The sequence below is a fragment of the Brevundimonas sp. genome (genome assembly GCF_018608325.1).
Classification (GTDB): domain Bacteria; phylum Pseudomonadota; class Alphaproteobacteria; order Caulobacterales; family Caulobacteraceae; genus Brevundimonas.
This window is the reverse complement of the sequence record NZ_JABAZW010000031.1, coordinates 15839-33917: the sequence shown is the minus strand read 5'-3', so window position 1 is coordinate 33917 and position 18079 is coordinate 15839. Positions and strand designations below refer to the sequence as shown.

The window sequence follows — 18079 nt, the reverse complement described above, 5'->3', positions numbered from 1 at the left end:
CAAACTGATCGCACTGGACCGCAGCCTGAAGGCCGAGGACATCCCGGAGGGCAATCCCTACCCGTACGAAAGCCGTGACACGACCCACTTCTCGGTCGCCGACGCCCACGGCAACGCGGTGTCGAACACCTATACCCTGTCCAACTCCTACGGCGCGCACGTCGCGCCGGTCGGCACCGGCATCCTGCTGAACAACCACCTGGACAACTTCAGCTGGGGCACACGCGACGAGCCGAACTCGCCCGCCCCGGGCAAGCGTCTGGGCTCGACCATCACGCCGATGATCGTTTTCAAGGACGACAAGCCCTGGCTGGTCACCGGCACGCCGGGCGGCGGCTATATCATCGCCACGATGGTGCAACTGATCTCCAACGTCATCGACCACAACCTGAACATCGCAGAGGCGGCGATGCGTCCCCGCCTGAACCAAGGCGGCGGCGATAGCCCGCTGGAGCTTGAAGGCGGCTTCTCGCCGGACGTCGAGCGCCTGTTGCGTGAACGCGGACACACGGTGCGCCCGTCCATGACCATGGGCAGCACCCAGTCCATCATGATCGAGGGTGATCGCTTCCTCGGCGCCGTGGACACGCGCCGTCCTGATGCGCTGGCGCTGGGCGTCCGCTAGGTTCGACTAAGGGGGAGACATGCCGATGATGCGCAAACTGCTGATGGCGAGCGTTGCAGGCTGCATAGCCTTCGCCGGAACCACGCCCGTTCTGGCGGCGACTGCCGCCCTACCTGCTGCGCCCGCTGTCGCATCATCGTCATGGCAGGACGGCCTCTTCGGGGTCCGTCTGGATCAGCAGAAGGCCAAGGTGGCCGTTCGCTTCCCCGCGCCACAGGCTGACGGAACCCTGGGCCGCTATCTGTACCAGCCCGGCCTGTCCGCCGGCCTTGGGATGGACGGCGTCGGTCTGGACCGCGCAGGTCTGGGACAGGCCCAGATCATCGTCTTCCAGAAGATCGGCGGCCGTGTCTTCGCCCGGTTCGAGAACACACGCTACCGCGCCGTTGATGCTGACGCCGATCAGGTGAACGCCGTCACAGCCTCCTTCGCCTCCTCCGTCATCTGGTCCGGCGAGATCACAGACACCGGCGCCGATGGGGCGGTATCGGTGGACCTGTCGTCCTTCCTTGAGCGCGATGCCGTAAACGCCGTCGCCCGGTTCAAGCGGGCGCGTCTGGGCAGCTTCAAACAGGCCCCAACCCTCAGCTACATCGACGTCGGCCAGACCCTGGTCTTCCCGGACAATGTCGAGTTCGAGACGGTCCAGACCTTCACCAGCGATGAGCCCGGCGCGGATCTGACCCGCGTGACGCCGGACCCCCGGTCGGTGACGCTGGCCGTGCGCCACTCCTTCATTCGTCTGCCTGACGAAGGCTTCCAGCCCGTCCCGCACGACCCGCGCTCCGGCACATCGGCGCAGGTCATAGTGACCGACTTCGCCGCTGATCTGGATCAGGCCGCGGTCAGCCGCCTGTCACGCCGCTTCCGGCTGGAGAAGACCGATCCAACCGCTGCCCGCTCCACGGTCAAGAAGCCGATCATCTTCTATGTCGATCGTGCGGCGCCGCCCGCCATTCGTCAGGCTTTGATCGAAGGCGGCGGCTGGTGGACTGAGGCCTTCGACAAGGCGGGCTACATCGACGCCTTCCGGGTCGAGTTGCTGCCCGAGGGCGTCCATCCGATGGATGCCCGCTACAACATCGTCTCCTGGGTTCACCGCGAGACGCGCGGCTGGTCCACGGGAACCAGCGTCAATGATCCGCGCACTGGCGAGATCGTACGCGGCGTGGTCCAGCTGGGGTCTCTGCGCGACCGTCAGGACAAGATGATCTTTGAGGGGCTGGTCGGCGCCGACCGCAGCGGCACGGGCGCAGAAGATGACCCCGACCGCCTCGCCTATCACCGCCTGCGCCAGTTGGCGGCCCACGAAATCGGCCACGCCCTTGGCATCGCGCACAACTTCGCCGCCTCGCGTTTCGAAGGTCGCGCCTCGGTCATGGACTATCCGGCGCCCTGGGTCATTGCGGACGGTGACCGGCTGGACTTCAGCCGCGCCTATACGACCGGCGTCGGGGCCTGGGACGACTATGTGGTCAACTGGCTGTACGGCGACGCGCCGGGCCAGGATGCCAACGCCCGACGCTCCGCTCTGGCAGCCCAGGCTCAGGCCAAGGGCTACCGCTTCCTGAACGACACCGACACCCGCCCGCTGGGCAGCCTGCAGCCCTACAGCGCCATGTGGGACAATGGTGAAGACCCCGTCGCCGAGTTCGCCAATGTCATGGCCGTGCGCCGCATCGCCCTGGCCCGGTTCGGCCTGAACAACCTGCCAGCAGGCGCGCCGACCTCTGATCTGCGCCGCGTCATCGTGCCGATCTATCTGTATCACCGCTATCAGACCACGGCGGTCGGGCGTCAGATTGGCGGCGTGGACTATGGCTATTCAGTCAATGGCGATGGGCGCGAGCGCGCCGACGCGACTCCTGCCGCCCAGCAACGCGCGGCTCTGGACGCCCTGATGACCGCCCTATCGCCCCAGACGCTTGATCTGCGCGATGACCTGATTGACCTGCTGTCCTCGGCACAATCGGGAACTGGCGATCGTCAAACCCAGATCGAGCTGTTCGAGGGCAAGACGGATGCGGTGTTCGACCCGTCGTCAGCCGCCGCCGCCGCCGTCGAGGTCGTGTTCGAAACCCTGCTGGCCCCAGAACGCCTGAACCGCCTGGTGGAGCAGCAACGCCGCGATCCTAACCAACTGGGCCTGACCGAGGTGCTGGATCGTGTGTCGGCCACCGTCGGCGCTGGCGCACAGCTGTCACCGCGTGAGGCCGAACTGCGCCGCGTGGCCCGCGCCCGCTACGCCGCCTATCTGGCCAACCTGATGCAGAGCAAGGACCTGTCATCCACGGCTCAGGGCGCCGTCCGCGACAGCGCGCGCCGTTTCAGCGATCAGTTGAAACGCTGCAGAGGCGACCGTCTGGAAACCGCCCAGTGCGCCTATCTGTCAGAGCCCCTGAACGGCTCACCGGATCAACTGAAGGCCTTGATCGACACCCTGCCCGCTGCTCAGCCCGTGCCGCCCGGCGCGCCGATTGGTGGAGGCGAGTGGCTTTAGCCGCGTCTCTGGCTCCATGCCGAAACGAAAAAGGCCCAGGCGAACGCCTGGGCCTTTCTTTTTACCTGAACCGAACGATCAGTTCTGGCGCGTGACCCGCAGGCTCTTGCCCGCATAGTCGCGCGGATCAACGCCGGTGATGCGCTGCACCTTGGGGCCGTCATTGCTCATGTAGGTGACTTCGACCGTCACAGGCTCCAGCGTCTTCAGTCCAAAGTGGACGGGAATGGCGCTCTGGGCGTTGTAGCCTCCGCCGGTCGGAACCTGACGCGAGGCGACAATCTTCCCAGCATGATCGTACAGGCGGACCTCGGCGCCGGGCACGATGGTGCGGCCCGTAGCGTCCAGAACCGTGACGCTGAGGCTGCGTGCGCGGGCTTCGGCGGGCAGGTCATTGCGGAACAGGAAATGTCCGCCGACCGGGCCATAACCGCGCGTCACCGACAGATCCAACGCGCCGTCGCCGTTGTAATCAATCCATTCGACGCTGTGGTCAGCGGCGTTCAGCAGGCTGTCCTTGGTCAGCACCTGCGTAAACGTGCCGTCTCCATTGTTGTGATACAGCAGGTTCAGCGGCGTCTGCGAACCCGGTTCGCCTTCATAGGTCGCGACGAACAGGTCGAGATAACCGTCGTTGTCATAGTCGCCCCAGGCCGCACCGACGGCGTGTCCGTCATTGTTCACACCCGCCTGCGCCGCAACCTCGGTGAAGGTGCCGTCGCCGTTGTTGCGATAGAGCAGGTTTGCGCCGTAAACTGCGACAAAGACGTCAAAAAGCCCGTCGTTGTTATAGTCCCCGATGGCGCAGCCCACGCCGCCCTCGCTGCGATCCCGTCCGGGCGCATCCAGTCCCAGAGCGGGCGCGACATCGACAAAGACGCCGTTTCCATCATTACGCCACAGGGCGTCAGTCGCGCCCGACTGATTAGCCAGGAACAGGTCCAGACGCCCGTCGCGGTTATAGTCGAACCAGCAGCTTCCGACGGTCGGGCGCAGGTCGTTCACCCCACCCTCACCGCCGACCTTGACGAACTGACCGCCCTCATTGCGGTAAAGCTGGTTCGGGCCTGAACGATTGGACGCATACAGGTCCAGCTTGCCGTCGTTGTCGAAGTCGATCCAGTTGGCCTGGCGGCTGACGCGCTCGGGAATGGTCAGGCCGATCTGGGCCGCGACCTCGACGAACGTCTTGCCGCCCTCGTTCTTCCAGACATAGGAGCGGTTCTGGCCCGGAACGACCGGCACGACGTTGGACCCGCCCAGCAGATCGACAAAGCCGTCGCCGTTGTAGTCGCCCCAGCTGAGGCCCCGGATTTCATCACTGCCTGCTTGAGGCAGGCCGACCTCCGCGCCGATGTTTGTGAAGACGCCGTTGTCATTGCGATACAGGCGAACCTCGCCGCTTTTCAGCGAGACAGCGAAGCCCAGACTGCCGCTGTTGTCGAAATCCGCCCAGGCGGTCGACAGCGAGCCAACGACGCCGAAGGTTTCCGGCTGGATCGAGGTGAAGGCGGGCTCCTGAGCCTGAACCCCGGTCGCCGCCAGCACCATCGGCGTCAACAGCGTGGCGCCATACAGACGCCAGTTGCGTTTGCGATCATTGCTCATCGACGGCTTCCTGCACGGGTGGGTGTGAACGGCGCGCGCTGCTCGACATGGGCCTCGACCTGTTCACGGCGCAGCCACAGTTCGCGGAACTGGCGGTCCGACAGGGCCTGAAGCTGGTCGCTGTGGTGGGTCGTGCCGGGCTGGCGTGCGTTGCCGTAGCTCATCAGGCCATAGGCCTTCACCGGGGTCGAGAACTCGATCATCGCCACCCAGGTCTCGCCATGGTTCGGGGTGCGGACACCCTGAGCGTTCAGGTCAGACCAGGTCATGACGCGGAAGGCGCCCAGATTGCCGAAGCCGCCGCTGCCCGGAACATCAACACCATCCAGAATGAAGCGGGACACATCGCCGTAGCGACGGTCGATGGCGCCATATTTCTGTTTCGTCGTGGCGATGGCGCGCTTCAACTGCTCGATCGCTGCGGCAGTGTCGCGAACACCATACGGCGTACTGATCGGACGCTGTTCCGACCACGGCACGGCGAACCCGCCCTGACCCGCGAAGGTCGGCCCGGCGAACAGGCGCGCCCATTCCTCGAACAGCAGGCCCGCACGGTTGTCGGCGTCGAAAGTGCGGTTCCAGTTGGCCAGCAGACGACCCGCCGCCTGAACCTCTGGGTCAGGATCGGCCAGAGCCGCAGGCACCAGATCCGTCAGAACCCGGTCAGCCATGACCGCATCCTGCCCCAGCTTCAGTTCCTTGAACCGGTCCATTGTGATGCCGTTGTTCTCGGCGATGGCGGTCACGGCATATTGGGCGCGCAGGGATTCAGGCGTGCGCGGGGCCAGATAGGACGGATAGTCTTCCGGCTTGATCGTCACTGGCCAACTGGCGACCCAGGGCGGATCATTGGCGTTCTGGACGAAGCCGCCGACAGGATCGGTGACGCGCGGCAGGTCTTCCAGCGGGTGCGTCTCGGTCCAGACGTAACGCGAGCTGTCGCCCGGGACGAGGCCGGACCAGAAGTTGATATCGCCTTCACTGCGCTTCGGCGCGATGCCGTTGAAGGTGTAGTCGATATGGCCGTCACGGTCGGCATAGACGATGTTGAACGTCGGCACCTGCAGACGCTTCAGCGCCGTCTCATAGGCGCCAAAATCCTTGGCCGTGACCATGTCGAAATACTGCTGGAGCATGTACGGACGATCCAGGCCCGCGACACGCACGGCGACCGCTGTGCCGTCTGCACGATCAAACACCGGACCGTGAATGCTGGAGCGGATCACCAGCGGCTTCTCAAGCTCCGATCCATCCGCTTGGCGCACGCGATAGCTGGTGCGGCGGGTCTGGAACTGGCGGACCTGACCATCATACAGATAGCCGCCGTCCTGCAGCGTCAGCTTGTAGTTGGTCGCCCCCACCATGCCGTTGACGGTATTGGTGATGCCCATCTGCTGATTGAAGGCGAAGTGCACGATGGGCAGGCCGATCTGGGTGGCGCCGTAGATTTCAAAATCCGGGCCAGTCAGATGGGCTTCGTAATAGATGAAATAGTCCGTCGCCCACGGCAGGTGCGGGTTCTGCAACAGCAGGGCGTGGCCATCGGCGGTCTTCTTGGGCGCGACGGCCCAGGAGTTTGATCCCTGCTCCGACAGATCAGGCGGATCACCCTCCCCCAGCGTCTTACCGGGCGAGGCGACATAGACAAAGTTCATCAGGCGATGGGCATGGGCCACCACATCGACGCCGGTGACCGGCAGGACCTGTCGCACATCCTCGGCGATGGCTTCGGGATGCGCCGTCGCATAGGCGTTGATGCCGGCGGCGAAGGCGTCGAGGTTGGCGCGGAAGGCAGGCGTCTGCTGATCGTACCAGGTCCTGGCGCGGGCCGGGACGCTGTTGGTCAGCAGCCAGACCGAGGTTTCTTCGTACTCTGAGCCCCAGTATTCCGAACCCTTGCCACGCGCTTCGCCATACAGGCGGATGATCGCGCTGGCGTGGCTCTGAGCCTGAGCGAAGCCGTAGCCGTAGAAGACCGCGTTCCGGTCGGTGCCGTAGATGTGCGGGACGCCGTAGGTGTCCCAGAGAATCTCATTGGTGGTCGGCTTGTAGGCCGCGACGGCGGGTGTGACGACCGCGCCAGTCGTGCGGGCGCCGGTCTGGGCCAGCACCGGGCCTGAGGCCACGCTGACCAGGGCAGCGGCGGCCAACCCCATGAAGGTGCGACGAATGATCATCATATTCTACTCTCCCCGAACACTAAGAAGAGGGGCGCAGCCGAACGGCCGCGCCCCCATTCATCACCACTTGTAGGCGACGCGGACAAACCATGATCCGCCGGTGAAGCCGAACGGCGCAAGGCCGCTGTACTGGTTGGTGCCCAGCGCCGCGGACGGCGCATCCACCTGGGTCGGGTATTTGTTGAACAGGTTGTTCACCCCGGTGCTCAACCGCACCTGCTCGTTCAGATCATAGTTGACCTGCGCATCCACGATCCACTCCGCGTCGATGTTGCGGTCCTGGGCCGGGTTGGTGGCGTTGCGCGTGACGAAGCTGTCAAAGCGCGTGGCCCGCAGGTTGGCGCTGACGCGACCCAGCGCCCAGTTGGTGTTCACCGAGACCTTGGACTTGGGCAGGGATTCCGTCAGGGCCGCACGCTTGCTGCGGTCGAACAGTTCGATATTGCCCAGGGCCGCCAGTTGAGGCGGGTTGGCGACAATGCCGGTGATCTCGGTCTTGTTGTGGTTATAGCCCAGGCTGAAATCGAACAGGCCATAACGCTCGGTCGGCAGCTTGTAGGTCACGACCAGATCAACGCCGCGCGTACGGGTGTCGATGGCGTTGGTGTAGTATTGACCGCTGATTTCCGGCGACAGGCCATTGGCGACCAGGATGTTCTGGATCTGCTTGCCGATGGTGGTCTTGCCGTCCGCCGACAGACGCGTGTCCAGCGGCGAGAAGGTCGAGGTCACCGCGATCCGGTCATCGACGTCGATCTGATAGGCGTCCAGCGTCAGGGCGAAGTTGCGCCACGGCGTCAGGGTGAAGCCCGCGCTGAGGTTCTTCGACAGTTCCGGTGTCAGCGGCTTGGCGCCCAGTGCGATGGCCTCAGACGAGTTGACCTGCAGGTTCTTCAGCAGCAGGGGAACCAGAATGCCGTTGCCGACCACGTCACGCAGTTGGCTGGTCGTCGCAGAATAGGCCTGCTGCGCCAGGCTCGGAGCGCGGAAGCCCGTATTGTACGAGGCGCGAACCGCGAACCAATCGTTGAACTCGTAACGGCCGCTCAGCTTGTAGATGGTGGTGTCGCCAGCGGAGTCGTCGAAGTTCTCGTACCGCACGGCGGCGCCCAGATAGAGCCGCTCATTCGGGTTCCAGCCCAGTTCGCCATAGACGCTGTAGTTGTTGCGGCTGACGTCGGCCTCGTCCTCAGGACGGAAGCCAGGCGTGGACTGACTGCCGGGAGCCAGAATCTGACCCGCACCGGGCTGGCCGACCGGGCGCACATAGGTTCCCTGGATCCAGCTGGCTTGGTCGCCTTGCTTGATCTGATAGTTTTCCCGGCGGTGCTGAAGGCCGAACGAAACCTGCAGGTCGCCTGCATTGTCCAGTTCGAAGCCGCGCGTCACGTCCAGGGCGTTGACCCATTCCGACGAGCGAAGCTGGCCGATGTAGAAGTGTCGCGGGCTGCTCGGACCAAGGCTGGCGTTGAAGCTGTTGTTCTCCCAGTCGGAGATGTTCGTGCCGTAGCTGGTGGACAGATCCCAGTTCCAGCCGCGCAGCGTGCCGCGCGCGCCGCCGACCAGTTCATAGTCCTCGTCCTTGATGACCGTCTGGGCGCGGAAGCCGTCGGGCGCGATTTCCGGCAGGGCCAGAACATCCGTCGCCGGGCGGAAGGTCCAGTTCAGGTCCGACACCCGCTTGCCATAGGTGCCGAAGGTATAGAGCTCGACGTCCGGATTCAGGCGGTATTCGGCGTTCAGACCGAAGACGTTCGATTCCTGCGGCATCTGGCCGTAGTTGGTGGTGACCAGACGATCGATGGTCTTCTCACGCGGGTCAGGCTGGCCATTAACCAGCGGGTACAGGCGAACCGTATCCGCAATCGGCACCGCACGGTTGGAGGCGCCGCGGTCCATATAGCTGTAGGACAGGTTGGCGAAGCCGTTCTCGCCCAGGGCGAAGCCGAAGTCGGCGTCGACGTTGACGAACTTGCCGTCCTGGCGGTCGAAGTTCTGGCCGTGGCTGACCGAAATCTGGCCGCCCTCGGCGCTCTTGTTCAGAATGACGTTGATGACGCCGGCGACAGCGTCCGAACCATACTGGGCGGCGGCGCCGTCACGCAGAACCTCGACGCGCGAAATGGCCGACGACGGCAGCATGTTCAGGTCGACGCCGACCGAACCATTGTACAGGGTCGAGACGGAGTTGATCAGGGCGGTGCGGTGACGGCGCTTGCCGTTGACCAGAACCAGCGTCTGGTCCGGGTTCAGGCCACGCAGCGATCCGGTGGCGATGACGGTGGCGCTGCCGCCCCCTGCCCGTGTCGGCAGGTTGAACGACGGCACCAGATAACGGATCGACTCGAACACGCCGGTCTGGGCGCCCTGGCTCAGTTGTTCGGCGTTGAACACGTCGATGGGGGTCGGGCTTTCAATCGCGGTGCGCGGCGCGCCGCCCCGGATGCCGGTGACGACCACATCGCCCACTTCCGCAGCCGACTGGTCCTGCGCCATGGCGGCGCCTGCCATCAGGGTCAGGCTGCTGACCGACCCCAATGCAAACAACTTCAGATACGCGTTACTGCACCGACTCGACATAGTTCTTTCCCCCAGGAATGCTCAGGCCAAATACTGATTGGCGGGAGCGTCAAATCCACACTCAAGACGAAACTTGCAACTCAGATATAACTATAAGCGCCTATAGAATTTCTACTCATGCGTAATCTTGCTGTTATGCTTGGTGTCTCGCATGAAAACAAAGATGATCAACGAAAGACCGATCATTCCTGTGACGTACCAGAAATAAATACTTTCGTTGCCGATCGACTTGAACCACAGGGCTGCGTACTCGGCGGTGCCCCCGAAGATGGCGTTGGCCAGGGCGTAAGGCAGGGCGACGCCCAGGGCGCGGATGTGCGCCGGGAACAGTTCTGCCTTCACCACAGCATTGATGGCGGTATAGCCGGACACGATCACCAAGGCCGCCAATGCAAGGCCGAATGCGGCCCAGCCATTATCGACCACCGCCAACGCCGACATGATCGGCACGGTGAACAACAGGCCCGTCACACCGAAGGCGATCATCACCGGCCGCCGCCCGATCTTGTCCGACAAGGCCCCCACGGCAGGCTGCAGCAGCATGAAGATGAACAGGGCCGCCGCGCTGATCTGGGTGGCGGACTCCTTCGTAAATCCCGATGTATTGACTAGGAATTTCTGCAGGTAGGTTGTGTAGGTATAAAACGCCAAGGTTCCGCCGGCAGTCAGGCCGAACACCAGCAACGCTTCTTTCGGATGCTTGCGGATCAACAGGGTGGCGCTGGAGCGCGGCGCGGCCTGGGTGTCCTCGGCCTCGAAGGCGTTGGTTTCATCCAGACGGCGGCGCAGCCAGAAGACCACCACGGCCAATGCGGCCCCGACAAAGAAGGGTATGCGCCAACCCCAGCTGGCCAGGGCGTTCTTGTCCATCGTCTGCTGCAGGACGATCAGCAGGATCAGGGCCAGCAACTGACCAGAGATCAGGGTCACATACTGGAAGCTGGACCAGAAACCGCGGTTCTTGGCCGTAGCCATCTCCGACAGATAGGTGGCTGACGACCCATATTCGCCGCCGACGCTGATGCCCTGAAGCAGGCGTGCAAACAGCAGCAGCGCAGGCGCGGCGAGACCGATATCGGCATACCCCGGCGTGCAGCCGATGATCAGAGAACCGGCGCACATCAGGCTGACCGACAGGGTCAGGCCCGCCTTGCGTCCCTTGCGGTCGGCATAGACCCCCATGATCCACGCCCCCACAGGACGCATCAGGAAGCCCACGGCGAAGACACCTGCCGCACTCAGCAACTGGGCCGTCGGATCTTCACTCGGGAAGAAGATCGGCGCGAAATAGAGTGCGAAGGCCGCATAGGCGTACCAGTCGAACCATTCGACCAGATTGCCCGCCGAACCGCCGACGATGTTGCGCAGGCGCCGCGCCGGGGTCATGGCGATAATCGAGGACGCGCCGCTCATTCTGGCGATCCGGTCTTGATGATGGCGGACTGAGGAACAATGGTCATGCGAAGCTTCGACGCCTTTGCTGATGGCGCGGCGTTCTCAGGCCGCTGATCGACCATCACTGTGCGCGGAAACCGCTACGCCTCGAAACAAAACTCAGCACGCCGCTGATTTTGGATGCTATATCATTGTTAAATTGACGTTTTTCGTAAGAAAACTCGCCACATTCCGGTCATAGACTGTGTGGAACGACACGCATATGCTCTCGCACACTGTGCGTATTCCCATACACATTCTGCAGCGCGCCCTGGCCGCTCGTTATCGTCTGCTGACGCTGACCGCCCTTGGACTCGCGGCGGCGGCGGCTCTGGCGATCTGGATGTCTGCGCAATGGGTTCACACAGCGGCGCAGCAGCAGACGGACGCCGCCGCACGTGATCAGGCAGAAAAACACGCCCAGATGCTGGCCAGCGAACTGCAGAAGTTCCGGCTGCTGCCGCTGGTGCTCAGCGAGTACCCCGATGTTCACGCCGCCCTGTCCAAAGGATCGCCGGGGGCCGTCCAGAGCCTGAACACCAAGCTGGAGCTTCTGGCCCAGCGCACGGACGCCGCCGCCATCTATGTGACCAACAGCCACGGAGACACCCTGGCGGCCAGCAACTGGAACGAACCAGGCAGCTTCGTCGGCGAGAACTTCAGTTTCCGCCCCTATATCCAGGGCGCGATGGCGCATGGCGAGGCTGAGCTGTTCGCGGTCGGCGCCGTGACCGGACGCCCCGGCCTGTTCATCGCCCGACGCATTGACGAGGACGGCCGGGCGCTGGGCGTCATCGTGGTCAAGATCGACTTCGCCAAGCTTGAATCTCTGTGGGCCAGAGAGAGCGGCCGCACCGCCATCGTCGAATCCCACGGCGTCGTCATCATTACCGGCCATGATCCGTGGCGGTTTCGCGCGACCCGACCGACAACGCCCGCCGAACAGGCCGAAATCCACCGCACCATGCAGTTCGGCAGCCTGTCGCTGGATCAGGTGGACCTGCATCCGAACGCAGAGGGCTATCTGACCCTGCCCGACCACGACGGCCCCTATCGGATTGCTGAAACCCCTGCCGCGCTACATGGCGCGCGTCTGGTGCATTTCGAACCGCTGGAGCCCGCCCTGACCCGCGCGGCCAGCAACGCGCGGCTGACGTTGTTCAGCCTGATCGGCGCAGGCGCGCTGGCCTTCGCCGTCTTCTGGCGCATCCACATGCGCAGGCTGGCCCAGTCCGACATGCAGCAGATGCTGGAAGACGAGGTGTCGGCCCGCACCGCCGAACTGCGTCAGGCCAATGAAAAGCTGAAGTCGGAATCCCAACGCCGGATGGCCGCCGACAGCCGCTGGCGTGCGGCGCGTGAGGAACTGGCCCAGGCCAACCGGCTCAGCACCATCGGCCAGGTCACCACCGGCGTCGCGCATGAGATCAACCAGCCCATCGCCGCCATCCGCGCCTTTGCCGAAAACACCGGCCGATTCATCGACCGCAAGGAGGTGGACCGGGCCAAGAGCAATCTGACCAGCATCGTCGAACTGGTGGACCGGGTGGGCAAGATCACCACCGAACTGCGCCGGTTCGCCCGGCGAGGCACCCCCGCCATCCAGGCCGTCAGCCTGACCGAGGCGGTAGACGGCGCCCTGCTGCTGATCGCCGACAGTCTGCGGGCCAATGGCGTGACGCTGGAATGGGCGGGTCTGGCCGAGGATGTTCAGGTCACCGCCGACCGCATCCGGCTGGAGCAGATCTTGATCAATCTAATCCAGAACGCCCGCGACGCACTGACCGACACACCGAGCGCCCGGATCGCCATTGATGTCGCCGCCGAAGCGCCAGATCGCGTCTACGTCACTGTCCATGACAATGGACCGGGCCTGCCGCCCGATACCGCCCGAACCCTCTTCACCCCCTTCGTCACGACCAAGCCTGAGGGGTTGGGGCTGGGCCTCGGCATCGCGCGCGATATTGCGCGTGAGTTCGGCGGCGCCCTGAACATCGCCCCCTCGCGGCTGGGCGGCGCCGCCTTCTGCATCACCCTGAGACGCGCATGACCGACACCCTGCCCCCGCCTGCCGCGCCCGTCCTGTTTGTCGAGGATGACGCCGAACTGCGGCGCGCCATCACCGAGGCGCTGGAGCTGGCGGACCTTGCCGTCCTGCCCTGCCCTGATGCGGAACGTGGATTGGCGACTTTGACACCCGACTTCCCCGGCGTGGTGGTGTCCGACATCCGCATGGAGGGCATGGACGGGCTTGAGCTGTTCGCCCGCATCCGCGCCATCGACCCTGAAATCCCGGTTATCCTGATCAGCGGCCATGCCGATATCCCGATGGCGGTGCAGGCGTTGCAGGACGGCGCCTTCGACTTCCTGACCAAGCCTTTCCCGCTGGAACGGCTGGTCGGCGCCGTCGGACAGGCGCTGGAGACGCGGCGCAGCGTCATGGAGAACCGCGCACTGCGGGCGGCGACCGCCACCCTGATCAATACTGACAGCCCCCTGATCGGCGACAGCCCCGTCATGGTGCGGCTTCGCGAAACCATCTCTCACGTCGCCAAGGCCGATCTGGACGTGCTGATCGAAGGTGAGACGGGCACCGGCAAGGAACTGGTCGCCCTGCTGCTGCACCGGCTGGGAAGGCGGCGCGGACGGCCCTTCGTGGCGGTCAACTGCGGCGCGGTGCCGGACGCCTTTGCAGAGGCCGAACTGTTCGGCCATGCGCCAGACCGATCCGGCTATCGCCAGCCCCAACACACGGGGCGCATCGAAGCCTCGGACAAGGGCACGCTGTTCCTGGACGAGGTCGACAGCATGAGCCCCAATCTGCAGGTCAAACTGCTGCGGGTGCTGGAGGAGCGCGAGGTCACCTCCCTAGGCGGGGGCGAACCACGTCCGGTCGACCTGCGCGTCGTCGCGGCGGCCAAGCGCGATCTGCATGAGGCGGTCAAGGAAGGCAGTTTCCGCGAGGATCTGTTCTATCGTCTGGACGTGGTGCGTCTGCGCGTGCCTGCGCTGCGGGAGCGGCGATCAGACGTCCTGCCCCTGTTCGCCTATTTCGCGGAACAGGCGGCCAAGCGGATCGGGGTCAAGGATTACGCCATGTCCGACAGCGTGCGGCGGCGGCTGGTCGAACACGACTGGCCGGGTAATGTGCGCGAACTTAGAAACTTCGCTGTCAGCGCCGTGCTGGACCTGCCTTCAGCGGGCGGCGCGCGCACAGCCCTGCCGCAAGCACCGCTGATAGAGCGGGTCGACGCCTTCGAGGCCATGGTGATCCGCGAGGCGCTGCAATCGACGCTGGGCAATATGACCGAGGCCATGACCCTGCTGGGGGTGGCGCGCAAGACGCTGTACGACAAGCTGAAACGCCACGACATCGACCCGAACGACTATCGCCGCCCGGCCAAAGGCGTTTAACGCCCCGTCGCGTGTCTGAGCGCATCCGGCAGCAGGGCCAGAGGCGCCGAGCCGTGATCGGCATTGGGGGCGATCAGCAATCGGGCGGATGAGGCCTCAGCAAAGGCTTTCGTCCTGCCGACCATATCGCGGCGCAGCTCACGTTCGCCTATGCCCAGCAGCAGGGCGTCGCCCCCCTCCAGACGCAGATCATCACGCCACCACAGGGACGGACTGATGCTGATCCAACGGTTGAACTGATCAGGCTGCTGCGCCAACGCCTCCAACACGAACAAACCGCCCAGCGAATGGCCGAACAGGGTGCGGCGGGTCGGATCAAGCGGCACATAGTCGCCGACCAGCGGCAGAACCTCGTCGCTCAGAGTGCGTCGAAACGCATCCGCACCGCCGAACGGCTTGCCGACCAGTTCGCCAGAAGGCGGCGCGACCGAGGTGTAGTCTCGCGACCGGGCGTCCGCATCCAGCCCCTGCCCGTCGCCGTGAAAGACGCCGATCACGACCATCCGCTCAACACCAGTCTTCTGGGGACGACGGCTAAGGGACGACGCGCCATCGCTCATGGCCGCAAAATGCTGCACCCCGTCCAAAACCAGAATCGACGGATAGCCTTCCACGGGCGCAGGCGCCTCAGGTGTCGAGACGACGATCCGATAACGACGCCCATCGGCCGCCACGATGTCCCGCGCCTGCTGGCGGGCGGGTTGATGGGGCGTCCAGTCGCGATTGGCGGCATGTGTCATGAGGTCGTTCTAGCCCAGACCGAACCAGTGTTGTAATGCGACGCACTATTAATCTCGTGCAGGACGGCGTCGCAGTCGATTGACCCCCATCACCGCTCATCTGACCACGCCCGCCGAAGCCGTCGCCCATCATGGCCGATTACAGGCCAAACGCCGTCTGGTGCTCGTCGCGCTGGCGGTCGGCTGCGTCGCCGCGCTGTCGCTGGACGTGATGGTCGGGCCGTCGTCCATGTCGCCGTGGCGCATTCTTGAAGGGCTGGTGCGGCCCTCGGTGCTGTCGCCGTCCGAGACCGCGATCATCTGGCAGATTCGCCTGCCCTACGCCCTGATGGCCATCATGGTCGGCGCCGCACTGGCCTTGGCGGGGGCGGAAATGCAGACGGTGCTGAACAACCCGCTGGCCAGTCCCTTCACGCTGGGCGTCTCGGCTGCGGCGGCGTTTGGCGCCTCCCTGTCCATCGTCCTGGGGCTGGGTCTGCCGTTCGTATCCAACGACACCCTGACGACGATCAACGCCTTCGTCTTCGCCTTCGGATCGGTGCTGGCGCTTCAGGCCCTGGCCAAGGCGCAGCGCGGTGGGGTGCAGAGCATTGTCCTGTTCGGCATCGCCCTGGTCTTCGCCTTCAATGCCCTGACGGCTCTGGTTCAATACGTCTCGTCGCAGGAGGCGCTGCAGCAGCTGGTGTTCTGGACCATGGGGTCGCTGTCGCGCTCCACCTGGCGGTCCGTGGCCTTCATGGCGGTGGTGATCGTGCTGACGACGCCGTTTTCAGTACTGGCGGCGCGGGCGTTGACCGCGCTGCGTCTGGGTGAAGATCGGGCCATGAGCTTTGGCGTAAATGTCGGGCGGCTGCGGTTCCTGTCGCTGCTGCGGGTCAGCCTGCTGTCCGCGACGGCGGTGGCCTTCGTCGGCGTCGTCGGCTTTGTCGGACTGGTCGCCCCCCACATCGCCCGCCTGTTGGTCGGTGAAGATCACCGCGTCTTCCTGCCCGCCAGCATCCTGAGCGGCGCCCTGCTGATGTCGCTGGCGTCGGCGGCGTCCAAGACGCTGGTTCCCGGCGCCCTGCTGCCGGTCGGGATCGTGACGGCGGTGATCGGCGTGCCGGTCTTCCTGCTGCTGATCTTCCGCAATGGAGCCAAAGGATGAGCCTTTCGGTCCAGAATCTGACGGTCGGCTATCGCGACCGCACGGTCATCGACGGCCTGTCGCTGGCGCCCATCCCTGCTGGACAGGTCGTATCGCTGGTCGGGCCGAATGGTGCAGGCAAGAGCACCCTGCTGCGCGCCATCGCAGGCCTGACGCCCGCCAAGGGCGATGTGCGTCTGAGCGACCTGAACCTTGCCGCCATGTCGATCAGCGAGCGTGCGCGCCACGTCGCCTACATGCCCCAGACCCTGCCGCAGGATGTCGCCCTGACGGTGCTGGAGACGGTGATCGCGGCGCTGGAGGCGTCACCCGTCGCCGGATCGCACGACCATTCGACTGAACTGGCCATGCAGGCCTTGGTGAAGGTCGGCGCGGCGGAACTGGCGTCGCGGCGACTGGACCGCCTGTCAGGTGGTCAGCGCCAGATCGCGGGCCTGGCGCAGGCCATGGTGCGGCGTCCCAAGGTGCTGTTGCTGGATGAACCGACCAGCGCGCTGGATCTGCGTCACCAACTGGATGTGCTGACCCTGGCGCGGACCTATGCGCGTGAGAACGACGCCGTGGTGATCATGGTGCTGCACGATCTGCAATCCGCCGCCCGCGCGTCAGACCATATCGTCGTCCTGTCCGATGGGGCGGTGAAGATCGAGGGGGCGCCCCAGCAGGCGATCACGCCCGAGGTTCTGGCCGATGTCTGGCAGGTTCAGGCCCGGGTCGAGAACTGCGGGCGCGGCCTGATTCAGGTCATGGTCGACGCGGTCATCTGAAACGCAAAAGAGGCCGGGTTTCCCCGGCCTCCTGAACCCATCTTACGGACGGATGATCGTCACGGTGTCGCCGTTCGGATCGACCGGCACGGGGGTGCCCGCAGGCGCATCACGCGGCAGGCCGCGCGCCTTGTTCGTCACATAGACAGCATTGGTGGCGCGATCGATGACGATGGTCTGGGGGAAGGTGCCGGTCGCCAGATTGGCCAGCACCGAATAGTCCGCCCCGCTCACGACCGTGACCGTTCCTGCCTGACGGTTGGAGACGTAGATCTGACCGTTGGCGGGGTTATAGGCGACGCTGAGCGCGCCCTCGCCCGTCGGCACCTTGCGGATGATTTCGCCTGTGTTGGCGTTCAGAACAGTCAGGTCACCGCTGCCCTGGCGGGCGATGAACAGGCGGCTGCCCGCCTCGTCCACGGCGACGTTGGTCGCGCGGTCGCTGCCGGTCGGATAGGTGGCGGTGGTCGCACCGGTCGCCAGATCGACGACGCCGACCGTGTTCGAGCCCATGCCAACGACATAGAGACGGTTGTGGGTGTTATCGATCGCCGCGCCGGTCAGGCTGCCGACGGTGACGTCCAGCTTGCGCTCCAGCTTGTTGGTCGCGCCGTCGATGACCCAGACCTGGTTCGGACGGCTGGCGTCGCCTGCGTCGCCGCCGACGATGGTGACATAGACCTTGTTGTTCACCTCATCGACGATGGCCTCGCGCACGTGGGCGGAGTCGTCGTCGCCGTCCTTGATCGTGGCGATCACGCGGTTGGTGCGCACGTCGATGGCGGCGACCGTGCCGGTGCGGGTCGCGGTGCCGTACAGGGTCTGGGTGCGGCTGTTGAAGCCCAGGCCGTACAGGGCGTCAGACGAAACATCGATGGATGCGCCGGGCGCCAGGGTCGTGGCGTCCAGACGTGCGATGGCGGCGCGGTTCTCGCCACGCGGGCCGACAGCGGCGACCAGCACCGTCTTGTCCGCAGGGTTGAAGACGATTTCATAGACACCGCCCGGCGCAACCTTGACCGAGCGATCAATGGTCGGCGCCGAGGTCGCAGCAGCGGCAGGCGCGCCTTGGACGGTGTAGGCG

General features: G+C 64.8%; 12 protein-coding genes. 6 read left to right on the top strand and 6 right to left on the bottom strand.

Annotation, left to right across the window (positions count from 1 at the left end; all coding sequences use genetic code 11):
- The coding region (locus tag QZ281_RS03160; protein ID WP_292224630.1) for a gamma-glutamyltransferase at positions 1–625 on the top strand (625 nt) is incomplete at its 5' end.
- 25 nt (positions 626–650) lie between these two features.
- On the top strand, positions 651–3125 hold the full coding sequence (locus QZ281_RS03155) for a zinc-dependent metalloprotease (RefSeq protein ID WP_292224628.1): 2475 nt from the start codon (positions 651–653) through the stop codon (positions 3123–3125).
- Positions 3126–3203: 78 nt separating this feature from the next.
- Here the strand turns inward: QZ281_RS03155 and QZ281_RS03150 are convergent, their stop codons facing one another.
- The 4 genes from QZ281_RS03150 to QZ281_RS03135 all read right to left on the bottom strand — a co-directional run bounded on the left by QZ281_RS03150 (position 3204) and on the right by QZ281_RS03135 (position 10906).
- Positions 3204–4733: a CRTAC1 family protein gene (locus QZ281_RS03150; protein WP_292224627.1), complete on the bottom strand. Its 1530-nt coding sequence runs from the start codon at positions 4731–4733 to the stop codon at positions 3204–3206.
- Entirely contained in the window at positions 4730–6913 is a 2184-nt protein-coding gene (locus QZ281_RS03145) for an acylase (RefSeq protein WP_292224626.1), read from the bottom strand. The genes QZ281_RS03150 and QZ281_RS03145 overlap by 4 nt, the downstream gene beginning before the upstream one ends.
- A 60-nt stretch (positions 6914–6973) precedes the next feature.
- Entirely contained in the window at positions 6974–9451 is a 2478-nt protein-coding gene (locus QZ281_RS03140; protein ID WP_292224625.1) for a TonB-dependent receptor, read from the bottom strand.
- Between the two features lie 153 nt (positions 9452–9604).
- Complete coding sequence (locus QZ281_RS03135; protein WP_292224623.1) at positions 9605–10906, bottom strand: MFS transporter; 1302 nt, start codon at positions 10904–10906, stop codon at positions 9605–9607.
- Positions 10907–11150: 244 nt separating this feature from the next.
- Here QZ281_RS03135 and QZ281_RS03130 point away from each other — a divergent pair, with 244 nt between their 5' ends.
- Positions 11151–12977, top strand: a complete 1827-nt coding sequence (locus QZ281_RS03130) for an ATP-binding protein (RefSeq protein WP_292224620.1) — start codon at positions 11151–11153, stop codon at positions 12975–12977.
- The gene (locus tag QZ281_RS03125) at positions 12974–14341 is read left to right on the top strand and encodes a sigma-54 dependent transcriptional regulator (protein WP_292224617.1); all 1368 of its coding nucleotides are present in this window, start codon (positions 12974–12976) and stop codon (positions 14339–14341) included. Before QZ281_RS03130 ends, QZ281_RS03125 begins: the two co-directional genes overlap by 4 nt.
- Here QZ281_RS03125 and QZ281_RS03120 read toward each other — a convergent pair.
- Positions 14338–15081, bottom strand: coding sequence for an alpha/beta hydrolase-fold protein (locus QZ281_RS03120; protein WP_292224616.1), 744 nt, complete (start codon positions 15079–15081; stop codon positions 14338–14340). The genes QZ281_RS03125 and QZ281_RS03120 overlap by 4 nt on opposite strands.
- 79 nt (positions 15082–15160) lie before the next feature.
- Here QZ281_RS03120 and QZ281_RS03115 point away from each other — a divergent pair, with 79 nt between their 5' ends.
- Positions 15161–16228 carry an iron ABC transporter permease gene (locus QZ281_RS03115; RefSeq protein WP_292224614.1) on the top strand — a complete coding sequence of 356 codons (1068 nt, stop codon included), beginning with the start codon at positions 15161–15163 and terminating at the stop codon, positions 16226–16228.
- Positions 16225–16995 (top strand): ABC transporter ATP-binding protein, encoded by a 771-nt coding sequence (locus QZ281_RS03110; RefSeq protein WP_292224610.1) that lies wholly within the window; start codon positions 16225–16227, stop codon positions 16993–16995. The genes QZ281_RS03115 and QZ281_RS03110 overlap by 4 nt, the downstream gene beginning before the upstream one ends.
- A 42-nt stretch (positions 16996–17037) precedes the next feature.
- Here QZ281_RS03110 and QZ281_RS03105 read toward each other — a convergent pair.
- On the bottom strand, positions 17038–18079 hold a 1042-nt coding region (locus tag QZ281_RS03105), incomplete at its 5' end, for a YncE family protein (protein ID WP_292224607.1).

Coding starts and splice junctions, on each gene's coding strand:
- QZ281_RS03125 (WP_292224617.1), top strand. CDS start 12,974: ATGACCGACACCCTGCCCCCGCCTGCCGCGCCCGTCCTGTTTGTCGAG.
- QZ281_RS03150 (WP_292224627.1), bottom strand. CDS start 4,733: ATGAGCAATGATCGCAAACGCAACTGGCGTCTGTATGGCGCCACGCTG.
- QZ281_RS03130 (WP_292224620.1), top strand. CDS start 11,151: ATGCTCTCGCACACTGTGCGTATTCCCATACACATTCTGCAGCGCGCC.
- QZ281_RS03155 (WP_292224628.1), top strand. CDS start 651: ATGATGCGCAAACTGCTGATGGCGAGCGTTGCAGGCTGCATAGCCTTC.
- QZ281_RS03145 (WP_292224626.1), bottom strand. CDS start 6,913: ATGATGATCATTCGTCGCACCTTCATGGGGTTGGCCGCCGCTGCCCTG.
- QZ281_RS03110 (WP_292224610.1), top strand. CDS start 16,225: ATGAGCCTTTCGGTCCAGAATCTGACGGTCGGCTATCGCGACCGCACG.
- QZ281_RS03120 (WP_292224616.1), bottom strand. CDS start 15,081: ATGACACATGCCGCCAATCGCGACTGGACGCCCCATCAACCCGCCCGC.
- QZ281_RS03135 (WP_292224623.1), bottom strand. CDS start 10,906: ATGAGCGGCGCGTCCTCGATTATCGCCATGACCCCGGCGCGGCGCCTG.